This is a genomic window from Enterobacter nematophilus, from assembly GCF_026344075.1.
In the GTDB taxonomy this organism is placed as follows: Bacteria; Pseudomonadota; Gammaproteobacteria; order Enterobacterales; family Enterobacteriaceae; genus Enterobacter; species Enterobacter nematophilus.
Map to the genome: position 1 here is coordinate 522526 of NZ_JAPKNE010000001.1, position 14978 is coordinate 537503.

Consider the following 14978-nt stretch of genomic DNA (forward strand, 5'->3'; position numbering starts at 1 on the left):
ATACGATGGGAAATGCACCGCTTCGCCCAATACTGATCACCGGTGGAGGCCGCCGTATCGGCCTCGCCCTCGCCCATCACTTTCTCAACCTTCGCCATCCGGTCATTGTCAGCTACCGTACGGAATACCCGTCGATTGAGGGGCTGCGCAAAGCCGGAGCGGTCTGCATTCAGGCTGATTTTTCCACCGACGAAGGCATTCTGGCCTTTGCCGAACAGGTTAAATCCACCGCGACGGGGTTGCGCGCCGTGATCCATAACGCCAGCGCCTGGTGTGCCGAGAAGCCCGGCACGTCCCTCAGCGATACGCTCTCCGCCATGCTGCAGATCCACGTTAACGCCCCTTATCTGCTCAACCACGCGCTGCAGGATCTGCTGCGCGGCCACGGGCATGCGGCGGGCGACATTATTCACTTTACCGATTATGTGGTGGAGCGCGGGAGCGACAAGCATATCGCCTATGCGGCCAGCAAAGCCGCTCTGGATAACATGACGCGCTCCTTTGCCCGCAAGCTCGCGCCCGAGGTAAAGGTGAACGCCATCGCCCCGGCGATGATTTTGTTTAACGAAAACGATGATGCGGAATATCGCCAGCAGGCGTTGAATAAGTCGCTGATGAAAATTGCCCCAGGCGAGAAAGAGGTAATCGACCTTGTGGATTACCTCCTCACCAGTTGCTATGTCACCGGCAGAACCTTTGCCGTGGACGGCGGCCGCCCGCTGCGCTAGTGAAAGCGGCTCCAGAAGAATATTAACACCCAGGCGCTGAGCCCCCAGCAGACCACTGCCCCGCCCAGCGCCAGGGGAAGCCGCAGAAAACCGGTGAAATACCACAGGGAAAGCAGGTAGAGAAAATAGGGAACGATCGACCACATGCCAAACACAATGGTCGTACGTAACGCCTCCATACCCCGTTCAGAGGCCACAATATAGTGGGCAATCAGCGCAAAGGTCGGGAACAGCGGGATCAGCCCGGCAATATAGTAGTTTTTGGTTTTTGCCAGAATGCCAATCAGTAACACCACCAGCGCCCCCAGCGCGGCTTTAATCACCAGCCCCATATTTTTCCCTATAACAATCAAGTAACACCAGAAGCCAGAATAACGGAAGCGGCGTTAATTTTGAAAGATTAATGGAAGGTTAAGGTTCCGCGGTGTATTTTGGCTTTTTTCACGAAAACAGACGCTGTATGAATAAGATTGTATATGTTGAAGACGAACCCGAAGTCGGGCAATTGATCGCCGCCTATCTGGATAAACATGATATGGACGTCATTGTTGAGCCTCGCGGCGATCGTGCCGAAGAGGTGGTCGTCCGTGAAAACCCGGATTTGGTGCTGCTGGACATCATGCTGCCAGGCAAAGACGGCATGACGCTCTGCCGGGACCTGCGCGCCCGCTGGGACGGCCCTATCGTTCTGCTTACCTCCCTGGACAGCGATATGAACCATATTTTGTCGCTGGAAATGGGCGCCAATGATTACATTCTGAAAACCACACCGCCTGCCGTCCTGCTGGCCCGCCTGCGCCTGCATTTGCGCCAGCACGCCAGCATTGAACGCGAAGCGCCCGCGCCGTCTCTGACGCCGCACAAAGCGTTGCGCTTCGGTACGCTGTCTATAGACCCGGTTAACCGCCAGGTCCTGCTTTCCGGCGAGCTTATCGCCCTCTCCACCGCAGACTTTGACCTGCTGTGGGAGCTGGCCACGCATGCCGGACAAATCATGGACCGCGACGCGCTGCTGAAAAACCTCCGTGGCGTGAGCTATGACGGAATGGATCGCAGCGTTGACGTGGCGATTTCGCGTCTGCGCAAAAAATTGCAGGATAACGCCACCGAGCCCTACCGCATTAAAACCGTGCGTAACAAGGGTTATCTGTTTGCCCCGCACGCCTGGGAAACCTGATAAAAAGATAATGTGCGCGAAATGAAGGCATCAGGCGTCGAAATCCTTTCTTTCGCGCGTTAATTTACACGTTTACGCAACAATTAACTTGCTAAGCGCGCGAACTAATCCATAATAAATATTCAGACGTTCTCTCCTTTAAGCCGCACCGGGCCGGCGATAAGCCCACACCTTTTCAGCACATTCTCTCCCATAAAATCTTGAAATGAGGATTTAAGCTCATGAAATATGTATAGCTACCATGACGTAGAAGCCATCAAAACCAATCTTGAATGGATTGTTAACTAGGCAGCGTTTAGCCATTCCTCACCCTCGCGCGCCGATCAAAAAGCGCTCATTGACCTCCTTGAACTTATCCAGTCTTACGAATTACTCCTGGATTTAATTAACGAATTTGGGACCGCCGTGATCGATCCACAGATTGCGGAAGGTCTGGCCATAACGGAAACACTCATCGCCAGGGTAAAAAACAGCGCGAAGGCCATGTAACGCGCTTCACAGACATGAAAATATTGACGGGTTTTCATGTATATTCTGCACAAAGCGTTTCTTCGGTGAGATCCAATGAAAAAGCTGTTTGTGCAGTTTTATCTTTTGCTGTTTGTCTGCTTCCTGGTCATGACCATGCTGGTCGGGCTGGTCTATAAATTCACCGCCGAACGTGCGGGCAGGCAGTCGCTGGACGATCTGATGAAAAGCTCGCTGTATCTGATGCGCAGCGAGCTGAGAGAGATCCCGCCCCACAACTGGGCAAAAACCCTCAAAGAGCTCGATCTGAACCTGTCGTTTGATTTACGCATCGAGCCGTTAAAAGATTTCGATTTGGACCCGCCCGCCATGCAGCGCCTGCGCGACGGGGACATTGTCGCGCTGGATGAGAAATACACCTTTATCCAGCGCATCCCGCGCAGCCATTACGTGCTGGCCGTCGGGCCGGTGCCCTATCTCTATTATCTGCACCAGATGCGTCTGCTGGACATGGCGCTGATGGCCTTTATCGCCATTTCGCTCGCGTTTCCGGTCTTTATCTGGATGCGGCCCCACTGGCAGGACATGCTGAAGCTGGAATCCGCCGCGCAGCGTTTTGGCGAGGGGCATTTTACCGAACGCATTCACTTCGACAGCGGTTCCAGCTTTGAGCGTCTGGGCGTGGCCTTTAACCAGATGGCCGATAACATCAATGCCCTGATCGCCAGTAAAAAGCAGCTGATCGACGGGATTGCGCACGAGCTGCGCACGCCGCTGGTTCGCCTGCGCTACCGTCTGGAGATGAGCGAGAATCTGACCGAGGCAGAGAATCAGGCGCTTAACCGCGACATTGGTCAGCTTGAAGCGCTGATTGAGGAGCTGCTGACCTACGCGCGTCTCGACCGTCCGCAAAACGAGCTGAACCTCACCACGCCGGATCTGCCCGCCTGGCTGCAAACCCATATTGATGACGTTCAGAGCGTAAACCCGCAGCGCACGCTGTTGACGCGCGTCACGCCGGGTGACTACGGCGCGCTCGATATGCGCCTGATGGAGCGCGTGCTGGACAACCTGATGAACAACGCCATGCGCTACAGCGAGAGTACGCTCCAGATTAGCCTGGATTTTCAGGGCAACCGGGCCAGCCTGACGGTGGAGGACGACGGACCGGGAATTGCCCCGGAAGCGCGAGAAACCGTGTTTGAACCGTTTGTCCGCCTCGACCCCAGCCGCGATCGCGCCACCGGCGGATGCGGCCTGGGGCTGGCGATTGTCTACTCTATCGCGCAGGCGATGGGCGGCACGGTGCACTGCGAGGAGAGCGAGCTCGGCGGCGCGCGCTTCTGCTTTAGCTGGCCGGTGTACCATAACATCGCCCTTCCCGTCCCTGCCTGACCTCAACCGCACGCTGGCCTGACCCGGCGTGCTGTGCTATATGATAAGTATGTTGTAACTAATGAGAGTGCTTATGGCAACCTACGATCTCATCGAACGGCTTAACGGCACGTTTCGGGAAATAGAACACGAGCTCCTGACCCTGACCGAGCGTTTGCAGGCCTGCCGCCTGCTGGCCGCGCGCGTCTTTACCCTGCCGGATGTGGCTAAGGGAGCCGAGCACGATCCGCTGGACACCATCGAGGTCGAACAGCACATCGGCAGCGCGGCCCTTGAGCTGACGCTAAAACACTATCGCCGCCTGTTTATCCAGCAGCAGTCAGAAAACCGCAGCAGTAAGGCGGCCGTACGCCTGCCGGGCGTCATCTGCCTGCAAACCGATGCGACAGCGCGCGAAGCGCTGGAAAGCAAGATTGCGCATATCAACACCCTGAAAGCGGCCTTTGAAAAGATCGTTACCGAAGAGTCCGGCCTCGCGCCTGCCGCGCGGTTTGAGTGGGTGCATCGACAGCTTCCGGGGCTGATTACCCTGAATGCCTATCGAACGCTGACGGTACTGCGCCACCCTGCCACGCTGCGCTTCGGCTGGGCGAATAAGCACATCATTAAAAACTTCACCCGGGATGAGATTCTGGCCCAGCTGGAAAAAAGCCTGAAGACGCCGCGCACCGTCGCGCCGTGGTCGCGGGAGCAGTGGATTGAGCGCCTGGAGCAGGAGTACCACAGCATCGCCTCGCTGCCGGCGGATGCGCGCCTCAAGATAAAGCGCCCGGTGAAGGTGCAGCCTATCGCTCGCGTCTGGTATTCCGGTCAGCAAAAGCAGGTGCAGTATGCCTGCCCGACGCCGCTGATTGCGCTTTACGATGCCGATCGGGGCGCGGTGGTACCCGATATTGGGGAACTGCTGAATTACGATGCTGACAATGTTCAGCACCGTTACAGGCCTCAGGCGCAGCCGCTACAGCTGATTATTCCCCGGCTGCACCTGTACGTGGCGGGATGATTATTTCAGGCTGCCGACCATCGCTTCCGGGCGGACCCAGGCGTCGAACTCCGCCTCCGTGAGATAGCCCAGCGCCAGGGCGGAGGCTTTCAGCGTCAGCCCCTCTTTATGCGCTTTTTTAGCGATCTCCGCGGCTTTGTCGTAGCCGATATGGGTATTGAGCGCGGTGACCAGCATCAGGGATTCATTGAGCAGCTGGCTGATGCGTTCACGATTGGGTTCAATCCCCACCGCGCAATGCTCGTTAAAGCTCTCCATCCCGTCCGCCAGCAGACGAACGGATTGCAGCACGTTGTGGATCACCATCGGGCGATAGACGTTCAGCTCGAAGTTGCCGGACGCACCGCCCATGTTGACGGCCACGTCGTTGCCCATCACCTGGCAGCAGAGCATGGTCATGGCTTCGCACTGGGTCGGGTTAACTTTACCCGGCATGATGGAGCTGCCCGGCTCGTTTTCCGGGATGCTGATTTCACCGATGCCGCAGCGCGGACCGGAAGCCAGCCAGCGCACGTCGTTGGCAATTTTCATCAGCGAGGCCGCCAGCCCTTTCAGCGCGCCGTGGGTGTGGACCAGCGCATCGCAGGTCGCCAGCGCTTCGAACTTGTTGGGCGCCGTAACGAACGGCTGTCCGGTAATGGCAGCAAGCTCCTCCGCCACGCGCACCGCGTATTCGGGATGGGTGTTTAACCCGGTTCCGACTGCCGTCCCGCCGAGCGCCAGCTCCGCCAGGTGCGGCAGGCTGTACTCAATATGCTTCAGGTTATGTTCCAGCATCGCCACCCAGCCGGAAATCTCCTGTCCGAGCGTCAGCGGCGTGGCGTCCTGTAGGTGCGTACGGCCAATTTTAACGATGTCGCGGAAGGCCTGCGCTTTGTCGTTAAGCGTGGATTTGAGCACGTTGAGCTGCGGAATAAGCTGCTCGCGAATGGCGATGACCGCCGCCACGTGCATCGCCGTCGGGAAGACGTCGTTAGAGCTCTGGCTTTTGTTGACGTCATCGTTCGGGTGGACCTTACGCTCCATGCCGCGCACGCCGCCCAGCAGCTCGCTCGCCCGGTTCGCCAGCACTTCGTTCATGTTCATGTTGCTCTGGGTACCGGAACCGGTCTGCCAGATGGCGAGGGGGAATTCGCCGGGATGCTTACCCGCCAGCACTTCGTCTGCGGCGTTGATGATGGCGTTGGCTTTATCGGCCTCCAGCAGGCCCAAATCCTGGTTCACCTTCGCGGCGGCGCGTTTGGTCAGCGCCAGCGCCTGGATCAGCGAGACGGGCATTTTTTCGGTCGAAATACGGAAGTGCTCCAGCGAACGCTGGGTTTGCGCGCCCCATAGCTTGTCGGCCGGGACGTCGATGGCGCCCATCGAGTCTTTCTCATGGCGTACCGTGGTCATTACTTTCTCCTTGATAACAAAAGAGGGATTGCTCACATGCTTAAGGAATAAGTATTGATGACTTCTGAGAAACGGTATGGCGCTTTGTGCGCTCTTTTTGATGTCGGGTGGCGGCTGCGCCACCCGTTTTTTTCAATTTACTTCACGCACGCCGAACACTGGGATGACTGGATCTGCTTGAAGAAGTCGTTGCCTTTGTCATCCACCAGGATAAACGCCGGGAAGTCTTCCACTTCGATTTTCCAGATCGCTTCCATACCCAGCTCCGGGTACTCCACGCACTCCAGGCTCTTGATGCTGCCCTGCGCCAGTACCGCCGCCGGGCCGCCGATGCTGCCGAGGTAGAAGCCGCCGTGCTTATGGCACGCGTCCGTCACCTGCTGGCTGCGGTTGCCTTTCGCCAGCATGATCATGCTGCCGCCGTTGGCCTGCAGCTGATCAACGTACGAGTCCATACGTCCTGCCGTGGTTGGGCCTAACGAGCCGGAGGCATAGCCTTCAGGCGTTTTCGCCGGGCCCGCGTAGTAAATCGGGTGATCTTTGATGTACTGCGGCAACCCTTCCCCGTTGTCCAGACGCTCCTTCAGCTTCGCGTGCGCGATGTCGCGGCCGACGATAATCGTGCCATTAAGGGAGAGACGGGTTGAGACCGGGTACTGCGAAAGCTGCGCCAGAATTTCTTTCATCGGACGGTTCAGGTCAACGCGAACCGCTTCACCCTCACCCGCTTTACGCAGCGCTTCCGGGATATATTTGCCCGGATTGTTTTCCAGCTTTTCGATCCAGATGCCTTCGCGGTTGATCTTGGCCTTGATGTTGCGATCCGCAGAGCAGGAGACGCCCATCCCGACCGGACAGGAGGCACCGTGACGCGGCAGACGGATCACGCGCACGTCGTGGGCGAAGTATTTGCCGCCAAACTGCGCCCCGAGCCCCAGATTACGCGCCTCTTCCAGCAGCTCCTGCTCAAGCTGCACGTCGCGGAACGCCTGGCCGTGCTCGTTACCTTCGGTTGGCAGGCCGTCGTAGTATTTGGTTGAAGCCAGCTTGACGGTTTTCAGCGTGCTTTCAGCCGAGGTACCGCCAATCACGAAGGCGATATGGTACGGCGGGCATGCCGCGGTGCCGAGGGTGCGCATCTTCTCAACCAGGTAATTTTTCAGCTTGCCCGGAGTGAGCAGCGCTTTGGTCTCCTGGTAGAGATAGGTTTTGTTGGCTGAACCGCCGCCTTTGGCGATACAGAGGAATTTGTACTCGTCACCGTCAACGCTGTAGAGATCGATCTGCGCGGGCAGGTTGGTACCGGTGTTGACCTCTTTGTACATATCCAGCGCCGCGTTTTGCGAGTAGCGCAGGTTGTCTTCGGTGTAGGTGTTGTAGACGCCGTGCGCCAGCGCCGCTTCGTCACCGCCGCCGGTCCAGACGCGCTGGCCTTTTTTACCGACGATGATCGCCGTGCCCGTGTCCTGACAGGTTGGCAGAATGCCTTTCGCCGCGATATCTGAGTTACGCAGGAACTGCAGGGCAACGTATTTATCGTTCTCGCTGGCCTGCGGATCGCTCAGGATATCGGCAACCTGCTGCTGGTGCGCGGGGCGGAGCATAAAGGAAGCGTCGTGAAAAGCGTGCTGCGCCAGCAGCGTCAGCGCCTGCGGATCCACCTTGAGGATCTCTTGTCCTTCAAACTCAGAGACGGAGACGTGATCGCGGGTTAACAGGTAATACTCGGTCCGATCCTTACTGAGGGGGAAAGGATCCTGATAATGGAAGGGTTTATTCGACATTGTTCTCTCACTTACTGCTTCGGTCTGTTTATTCAGGGCAGATGTTCCGCTGCCCGGCTTAAAAGCGAGTCAGCTTATCCTACACAATTTTTTAACAAAAACTGAGACTAGTACGACTTTTTACATCCACAGGTTACTTCCACGTGGTTTATTGCTTTAATACCCGGAGTTAATTCCACATTTGAATCAGGGCTTGATAATGCAAAAACTCATTAACTCAGTGCAAAACTACGCCTGGGGAAGTAAAACTGCGTTAACGGATCTCTACGGTATCGCGAACCCAAACAACCTGCCGATGGCGGAACTGTGGATGGGGGCGCACCCGAAGAGCAGCTCAAAAATTGAAGACGCCAGCGGCCAGGTACGCAGCCTGCGTGACGTGATTGATGCCGATAAAGCCGCGCTGCTGGGCGACAAGGTGGCTCAGCGCTTTGGCGAACTGCCGTTCCTGTTTAAGGTACTGTGTGCCGACCAGCCGCTCTCCATCCAGGTTCACCCGAACAAAAAAGCGTCTGAAATCGGCTTTGCCAAAGAGAACGCGGCGGGCATCCCGCTGGACGCTGCCGAGCGTAACTACAAGGATCCAAACCACAAGCCGGAGCTGGTTTTTGCGCTGACTCCCTTCCTGGCGATGAACGCGTTCCGCGAGTTTTCCGAGATTATCTCCCTTCTGCAGCCGGTCGCGGGTGCCAACAAGGCTATCGCCCACTTCCTCGAAAACCCTAACGCGGACGCGCTGAGCCAGCTGTTCGCCAGCCTGCTGAATATGCAGGGTGAAGAGAAATCTCACGCGCTGGCGGTGCTGAAAGCGGCCCTGGGCAGCCATCAGGGTGAACCGTGGGAGACCATCCGCCTGATTTCCGAGTTTTACCCAGACGACAGCGGCCTGTTCTCCCCTCTGCTGCTGAACGTGGTAAAGCTGAATCCTGGCGAAGCGATGTTCCTGTTCGCGGAAACCCCGCACGCCTACCTGCAGGGCGTGGCGCTGGAGGTGATGGCCAACTCCGACAACGTGCTGCGCGCGGGCCTGACGCCGAAATACATCGACATTCCTGAGCTGGTTGCCAACGTGAAGTTCGTGGCGAAACCTGCCGCAAAGCTGCTGACTCAGCCGGTGAAAAACGGCGCAGAGCTGGACTTCCCGATTCCGGTTGAAGATTTTGCGTTTTCACTTCATGACCTGAGCCAGGCGGAAACGGCTATCGCGCAGGAGAGCGCGGCGATCCTGTTCTGCGTCGAGGGCGAAGCAACGCTGCACAAAGGCGAGCAGCATCTGGTTCTTCAGCCCGGTGAGTCAGCATTCGTTGCAGCCAATGAGTCCCCGGTCAACGTGAGCGGCACCGGTCGCCTGGCGCGCGTTTTTAATAAGCTTTAAGCACTTACTGAATTTTTTAACAACTCTTGCTAAGCTAGTTGAAGGCTTAATATCTCCGGGCGGTTTTTACCGCCTGGTTTCATTTTAGGGATAGTCGCAATGAAAAAATCGGTCGTAGCGGTTGGAGTGATTGTAGCGTTAGGCGTGGTCTGGACGGGTGCCTCCTGGTTTACCGGGAAACAGCTGGAAGGCCGTCTGGCTGAGATGGTGGCGCAGGCTAACGGAGAGATTAAGCGCAGCGCGCCGGAGGCGGGTCTGGAGCTGAGCTACCAGAACTATCAGCGCGGCGTGTTCACCAGCCGTATGCAGCTGGTGGTGAAGCCGGTGGCCGGTGCGGCAAACGGCTGGCTGAAGCCGGGACAGAGCGTGGTGCTGGATGAAGTGGTAAGCCACGGTCCGCTGCCGCTGGCGCAGTTAAAGTCGTTTAACCTGATCCCGTCCATGGCGTCCGTTCATACCGTGCTGGTGAATAACGACGTCACCAAACCGCTGTTTGACCTGGCAAAGAACGAATCACCTTTCGACATTAACACACGCATTAGCTACTCCGGTGATACCAGCTCTGATATCGCGCTGAAAGCGCTGAACTACGAGAAAGAGAACGAAAAAGTCGCCTTCAGCGGCGGCCATTTCAAAATCGATGCGGATCGGGACGGCAACGTCTTCTCCATGACGGGTGAAGCGGAAAGCGGCCTGGTCAACGCCGTGAACGAATACAACCAAAAAGTACAGCTCACCTTCAACAACCTGAAAGCCGACGGCAACAGCCGTATGACCGACTTTAAAGAGCGTATCGGCGACCAGAAGCTCTCCGTGGATAAGATTGCTATCGCAATTGAAGGGAAAGAGATGGCCGTGCTGGAAGGCATGGACGTTAACGGTCAATCCGACGTATCCAAAGACGGTAAGAGCATCAACACCCAGCTGGATTACACGCTGAAGAGCCTGAAGGTGCAGAATCAGGATCTGGGCACCGGCAAGCTGTCGCTGAAGATCGGCAATATCGACGGTCAGGCGTGGCACGAATTTAGCCAGAAATACAGCAAAGAGAGCCAGGCGCTGCTGACCGACGCCGCGCTGCAGCAGAACCCGGAAGTGTACCAGCAGCAGGCGATGGCGGTGCTGTTCAATAACCTGCCAATCCTGCTGAAAGGCGAGCCGGTGGTCACCGTTGCGCCGCTAAGCTGGAAAAACAGCAAAGGCGAAACCAGCTTTAACCTGTCGCTGTTCCTGAAAGATCCTGCCGCCGCCACGGGTGAACCGCAGACGCTGGCGCAGGAAGTGGATCGCAGCGTGAAGTCGCTCGACAGCAAGCTGACCATCCCGATGGATATGGCGACCGAGTTTATGACCCAGATTGCGAAGCTGGAAGGCTATGGCGATGAAGATGCCGGCAAGCTGGCGAACCAGCAGGTAAAAGGTCTGGCGGCGATGGGTCAGATGTTCCGCATCACCAAAGTGGAAGACAACACCATTTCCACCAGCCTGCAATATGCCAACGGCCAGGTAACGCTGAACGGCGACAAAATGCCGCTGGAAGAGTTTGTTGGCATGTTTGGTATGCCGACGCTGGGGATGCCGGAACCGGCTGAACCCGCAGCGCCAGCCGTACCAGCGGCACCGCAGCAGTAAACAGAAAAACCCCTCTTACGAGGGGTTTTTTAATGTCGTTATCCCTTCCATCCCTGCAGGAAATCCAGCAGCAAGGCGTTAACTTTCTCAGGCTGTTCCTCCTGAGGAAGATGGCCGCACTCGTCGATACCGTACGCCCGCAGGTTATCCGCCATTTCAGCCCAGACGCTTTGCATATCGAAGAGCTTGCCGACCGCGTGAAAATCATTGCCCCACAGCGACATTACCGGACAGGTGATTTTCACGTCAGCGTCGGCAAGATCCTGCGCCACATCTTCCGCGTTGGCGCGATAGTCAGCCATCGCGCCTCGCACGGCTCCGGGCGCCTGATACGCGCGAACATAGGTGTCAAACGCTTCGCCGCTAATGGTTGACGGATCGTAGGTCCAGTCCGAGAAAAAGTGGCGCAGCCAGATATTTTCGCGTCCCGCAATCAGCGCTTCCGGGAGATCGGGCACGAGATGGAACAGGAAGAACCAGTATGCGCGGGCGATGGACGCATTCAAATCGCGCGCCACGATACGCGTTGGCACGTTATCCATCACCACCAGACGCTCCACCAGCTCTGGGTAATCTTTTGCAAACCGCGTCGCGACGCGCGCGCCGCGATCGTGCCCCACCAGGACCACCTTCTGTAAGCCCAGCGCACGCATCAGCTCCCGGATGTCCCGCGCCATGTTCCGTTTATCATAGCCAGAAGCCGGTTTATCCGTTTCGCCATATCCTCGTAAATCCGGCGCGATTACGCGGTAGTGCCGGGACAATACCGGCATCTGGTAGCGCCAGGCATAGTTTGTTTCAGGAAAACCGTGAAGAAGAATAACCGGCGCGCCTTCACCCTCTTCAACCACAAACTGGCGGATGCCGTTTGCCGTTACGGTGTAACTTTTCATATTCGTAACCTCACTTTATTTCAGCAGAGGCACGTTGGCCGCACGTTGATAAGGCCCGTAATTAACAGGGTTCCAGCTATAGCCCTGCTGCCAGGCGGTGATATGCCCAATACCCGGGAAAGGCAGATGCGCTGCGGCCATCCACTCACCGTCTTTCGCCAGCGCGTTAAATTCCTGCGCCCGGGACGAGATGGCTTTTTTCGAATCGACGTCAAAGCGAATAGACACTTCAGGATGCGGGAACTGGACGGCTGGCGCATGAATCAGATCCCCAATGAAGTTAATAGCCTTCCCCTGAGACGCAAAGCGATAAACGGTACTGCCAGGCGTATGACCAACGGCATAGGCTGTCTGGACTTCCGGGATGGGCGAGGCAGGCGGAACGAAGGTTTTGAGATGTCCGGAGGCTTTATACTCAGACAACGCTTTTCGGGCAATAGCGAAATACTCCTTCGCATTAGCCGGCGCGCTCGCTTCTTTTGCAGGATCGAGCCAGTAGTCGGCCTCCCCCTGCGGTACGTAGACGGTGGCATTAGGGAACAACGCTTTACCGTCCGCATCGCTCAGGCCACAAACATGATCAAGATGAAGATGCGTCAGGAAAATGGTATCAACCTGCTCAGGACGATAGCCTGATGCTTTCATATTGTTGACCAGCTGGCCGGCCGTTTCCGGCACGCAGTGCCCCGCTCCGCTGTCAATCATGACCAGATGCTTACCGGTATTAACCAGGAAAGCGTTAAACGCGGTCGGCATGCGTTCGGCATCAATTTTATGCTGAGCCAGCAGTTTACGAACCTTGTCGTCTGAAAGGCCGTGCAGTAATGACGGCGAAAGGTCGTTATAGCCGTCGAACAGCGCCGTGACCTCATATTCCCCTACCGCCAGACGATAATAGCCGGGGACCTGCTGTTTCACCTGCGCAGGTGCGTCAGCCCAGGCGGCACTTACCAGCAGCAGGCTGCTGAATGCCAGAACCGTTTTCAACTTTTTCATCTTCTCTCCAGATTCATTTTTTCACAACGTGAAGAGACTATGGCAGCACAACGATAAATACTGTAGATATGTACTTTGATAAGGCAGCATAACGAAAAACGATATAATGAAGCTGGAAGATATTGAAGTGTTTGTCGAAGCCATCAAGGCCGGTAGTCTGGCGGGCGCCGCGCGTCGGCTCTCGATGAGCGCCATGGCGGCGTCACGCTCTCTTAACAATCTTGAGGCCGAGCTGGGGGTCAGACTGGTGCATCGCACCACGCGATCCCTCTCACCCACCAGCGATGGGGACGTTTTTTTGCCTCATGCGCAGGCGCTGCTGGAAGATAAAAATAACGCGCTGGCCGATCTGTTTCCCGACGGTGCGCACCTGTCCGGACGTCTTCGCATTACCGCCTCAGCCGCGTTTGGACGCAAGATCGTTGCGCCGATGTTGCCGCTGTTTATGCAGCAACATCCTGCCCTGCAGGTTGACCTGCTGGCAACCGATGAGCAAATTGATATTGTCGGGAAAGGCATAGACGTGGCGTTACGCATTGCACCGCTGCGCGATAACCGGTTGGTTGCACACCGCATCTGTGATAACCCTCGCGAGCTTTGCGCCAGCGCGGAGTATCTGGCCGCGTACGGTTCGCCGATATTACTTAACGATCTGGCTGGACATAGCTGCCTGACCACCTCAGAGACGACGCACTGGTCGTTTGAAAAGGGTGAACAGCGCTACAAACAAAAGGTGTCAGGCCGATTCTCGGCTAACTCTATTGAGGCCATTTTCGAGGCTTGCCTGGGAGGACTCGGCATCGCAAATTTATCTCGCTGGTACGTAGAGCCTGCCATCGCAGAGGGTAAACTCGTGCGGATCGTCCTTGAAGATGCTCAGCCGGAATCGCTGGCCATTTGGGCTGTTTACCCAACGTCACGCCTGATCCCGGCAAAAGTGCGAAAATTTGTAGAAGCACTTGAGACACAGCTGACGCTCAACCCGCTTACGCAGCAGAGCTGAATTATTTCACCGTCACCAGCCGCGCCGCCACAATCTGGTGCCCGGCCTGGACATCCGTATTGTCGATGCGCTGCATAATTCTGTCCGCCAGCGTGTAGCCCATCTCCCGCGCAGGGGTGGTAGCCCAGACGATGGGGAGATCGTCCAGCGCGTTTTCACCAACGTCGGCGAAGGCCCCTAACGCCACCTGATGGCCGAAAAAGGTTTCCACCCCGCCCTCGCCGCTCTGACGCCCGGCGCGGATCAGGCCGAACCAGGCGCCCATGGCAATCACATCGTTGTAGCAAATCACGGCGCTGATCGTCGGGCTGCTTCGCAGCAGCGCGCCAATCGCTTCCGCCGCTTTTTTCTGGCTGGATTCACACTCCACGACCCATTCGCTGTGGAACGGCAGGCCGTATTTAATCAGCGTCGCGCAGTAGCCGCCGACCCGCTCGGCGCGCGTCAGGGAGGAGCTTTTTCCGCCCAGCCAGGCAATGCGCTGATGCCCGCGGCGAATAAGATGTTCGGTCAACATTTGCGCGGCCTGCATGTTATCCGGGCGAAGCGTATCGGCCTCGTCCAGGTAGCTGGCGCGCGAGGCAAACACCAGCGGCACGCCTTTTTCGGCGGCACGCTCGCACAGTTCGCTGCCCACGCCCGACGCTCCGGCGACGATCACCCCGTCCACGCCCTGGGTCAGCAGCATATCGAGACGGGAGAGAAGCTGCCCGGCCTCGCGCCCGCCGTGCAGCAGGAAGACCATCCGCCCCTGCGCTTCCAGAGCCTCGGTTAACCCGGCGGTCAGCTCCGCATAGAAAGGTGACGTCAGGTCGCGGACAATCAGGCCAATCACCCCGCTTTGCCCGCCGCGCAGCGCCGACGCCTGGCGGTTACGCACAAAGCCCAGCTGTTCAACCGCCTCGTTCACCCGCTGACCGGTTGCGGGCGAGATACGCCCTTTCCCGCTCAGTACCAGAGAAACGGTGCTGACGGAGACACCCGCCGCCAGCGCGACATCGTTGATGGTGATTTTTTTCGCTACAGCCATGTGTCGGCGTGACTCCCTGAAATGAGATCGGTAAAACGTTTTATCAATACGTTATCTTTATACTACCAGTCAAAGCCTGAGAATGTGATTCAGCGCGCA

General features: G+C 57.2%; 13 protein-coding genes. 7 read left to right on the forward strand and 6 right to left on the reverse strand.

The window, feature by feature from the left end; genetic code table 11:
- Positions 1–5 precede the first annotated feature (5 nt).
- Positions 6–728, forward strand: a complete 723-nt coding sequence (folM, locus tag OSH03_RS02395; RefSeq protein WP_061098394.1) for a dihydromonapterin reductase — start codon at positions 6–8, stop codon at positions 726–728.
- Here the strand turns inward: folM and OSH03_RS02400 are convergent.
- Positions 725–1060, reverse strand: a complete 336-nt coding sequence (locus OSH03_RS02400; RefSeq protein WP_061098395.1) for a GlpM family protein — start codon at positions 1058–1060, stop codon at positions 725–727. The genes folM and OSH03_RS02400 overlap by 4 nt on opposite strands.
- A gap of 128 nt (positions 1061–1188) precedes the next feature.
- On the opposite strand from OSH03_RS02400, the gene rstA reads away from it, so the two are divergent.
- The 3 genes from rstA to tus all read left to right on the forward strand — a co-directional run bounded on the left by rstA (position 1189) and on the right by tus (position 4771).
- A complete protein-coding gene (gene rstA / locus OSH03_RS02405) occupies positions 1189–1905 on the forward strand; it encodes a two-component system response regulator RstA (RefSeq protein WP_266178171.1) in 717 nt (238 codons plus the stop codon).
- A 564-nt stretch (positions 1906–2469) separates the two neighbouring features.
- Positions 2470–3768, forward strand: a complete 1299-nt coding sequence (rstB, locus tag OSH03_RS02415) for a two-component system sensor histidine kinase RstB (protein ID WP_266178172.1) — start codon at positions 2470–2472, stop codon at positions 3766–3768.
- A gap of 73 nt (positions 3769–3841) precedes the next feature.
- The gene (tus, locus tag OSH03_RS02420; RefSeq protein ID WP_266178173.1) at positions 3842–4771 is read left to right on the forward strand and encodes a DNA replication terminus site-binding protein; all 930 of its coding nucleotides are present in this window, start codon (positions 3842–3844) and stop codon (positions 4769–4771) included.
- Here tus and fumC read toward each other — a convergent pair whose 3' ends face one another.
- Positions 4772–6166, reverse strand: coding sequence for a class II fumarate hydratase (gene fumC, locus OSH03_RS02425; RefSeq protein WP_266178174.1), 1395 nt, complete (start codon positions 6164–6166; stop codon positions 4772–4774). It abuts the gene before it with no gap.
- A 137-nt stretch (positions 6167–6303) separates the two neighbouring features.
- Entirely contained in the window at positions 6304–7950 is a 1647-nt protein-coding gene (fumA, locus tag OSH03_RS02430; RefSeq protein ID WP_266178175.1) for a class I fumarate hydratase FumA, read from the reverse strand.
- A 199-nt stretch (positions 7951–8149) separates the two neighbouring features.
- On the opposite strand from fumA, the gene manA reads away from it, so the two are divergent.
- Entirely contained in the window at positions 8150–9325 is a 1176-nt protein-coding gene (gene manA, locus OSH03_RS02435) for a mannose-6-phosphate isomerase (RefSeq protein WP_266178176.1), read from the forward strand.
- Positions 9326–9424: 99 nt separating this feature from the next.
- Positions 9425–10957 carry a YdgA family protein gene (locus OSH03_RS02440; protein ID WP_266178177.1) on the forward strand — a complete coding sequence of 511 codons (1533 nt, stop codon included), beginning with the start codon at positions 9425–9427 and terminating at the stop codon, positions 10955–10957.
- 38 nt (positions 10958–10995) lie between these two features.
- On the opposite strand, the gene OSH03_RS02445 is transcribed toward OSH03_RS02440, so the two are convergent.
- Complete coding sequence (locus tag OSH03_RS02445) at positions 10996–11850, reverse strand: alpha/beta fold hydrolase (RefSeq protein WP_266178178.1); 855 nt, start codon at positions 11848–11850, stop codon at positions 10996–10998.
- Between the two features lie 15 nt (positions 11851–11865).
- The gene (locus OSH03_RS02450) at positions 11866–12846 is read right to left on the reverse strand and encodes an MBL fold metallo-hydrolase (RefSeq protein ID WP_266178179.1); all 981 of its coding nucleotides are present in this window, start codon (positions 12844–12846) and stop codon (positions 11866–11868) included.
- A gap of 106 nt (positions 12847–12952) precedes the next feature.
- Here OSH03_RS02450 and OSH03_RS02455 point away from each other — a divergent pair, with 106 nt between their 5' ends.
- A complete protein-coding gene (locus tag OSH03_RS02455; RefSeq protein ID WP_266178180.1) occupies positions 12953–13849 on the forward strand; it encodes a LysR family transcriptional regulator in 897 nt (298 codons plus the stop codon).
- Between the two features lies 1 nt (position 13850).
- On the opposite strand, the gene OSH03_RS02460 is transcribed toward OSH03_RS02455, so the two are convergent.
- Positions 13851–14879: a Mal regulon transcriptional regulator MalI gene (locus OSH03_RS02460; RefSeq protein WP_253541739.1), complete on the reverse strand. Its 1029-nt coding sequence runs from the start codon at positions 14877–14879 to the stop codon at positions 13851–13853.
- Positions 14880–14978 lie beyond the last annotated feature (99 nt).

Excerpts from the sequence above, each read along its gene's own strand:
- folM (WP_061098394.1), top strand. The coding sequence starts at position 6 with ATGGGAAATGCACCGCTTCGCCCAATACTGATCACCGGTGGAGGCCGC.
- OSH03_RS02400 (WP_061098395.1), bottom strand. The coding sequence starts at position 1,060 with ATGGGGCTGGTGATTAAAGCCGCGCTGGGGGCGCTGGTGGTGTTACTG.
- rstA (WP_266178171.1), top strand. The coding sequence starts at position 1,189 with ATGAATAAGATTGTATATGTTGAAGACGAACCCGAAGTCGGGCAATTG.
- rstB (WP_266178172.1), top strand. The coding sequence starts at position 2,470 with ATGAAAAAGCTGTTTGTGCAGTTTTATCTTTTGCTGTTTGTCTGCTTC.
- tus (WP_266178173.1), top strand. The coding sequence starts at position 3,842 with ATGGCAACCTACGATCTCATCGAACGGCTTAACGGCACGTTTCGGGAA.
- fumC (WP_266178174.1), bottom strand. The coding sequence starts at position 6,166 with ATGACCACGGTACGCCATGAGAAAGACTCGATGGGCGCCATCGACGTC.
- fumA (WP_266178175.1), bottom strand. The coding sequence starts at position 7,950 with ATGTCGAATAAACCCTTCCATTATCAGGATCCTTTCCCCCTCAGTAAG.
- manA (WP_266178176.1), top strand. The coding sequence starts at position 8,150 with ATGCAAAAACTCATTAACTCAGTGCAAAACTACGCCTGGGGAAGTAAA.
- OSH03_RS02440 (WP_266178177.1), top strand. The coding sequence starts at position 9,425 with ATGAAAAAATCGGTCGTAGCGGTTGGAGTGATTGTAGCGTTAGGCGTG.
- OSH03_RS02445 (WP_266178178.1), bottom strand. The coding sequence starts at position 11,850 with ATGAAAAGTTACACCGTAACGGCAAACGGCATCCGCCAGTTTGTGGTT.
- OSH03_RS02450 (WP_266178179.1), bottom strand. The coding sequence starts at position 12,846 with ATGAAAAAGTTGAAAACGGTTCTGGCATTCAGCAGCCTGCTGCTGGTA.
- OSH03_RS02455 (WP_266178180.1), top strand. The coding sequence starts at position 12,953 with ATGAAGCTGGAAGATATTGAAGTGTTTGTCGAAGCCATCAAGGCCGGT.
- OSH03_RS02460 (WP_253541739.1), bottom strand. The coding sequence starts at position 14,879 with ATGGCTGTAGCGAAAAAAATCACCATCAACGATGTCGCGCTGGCGGCG.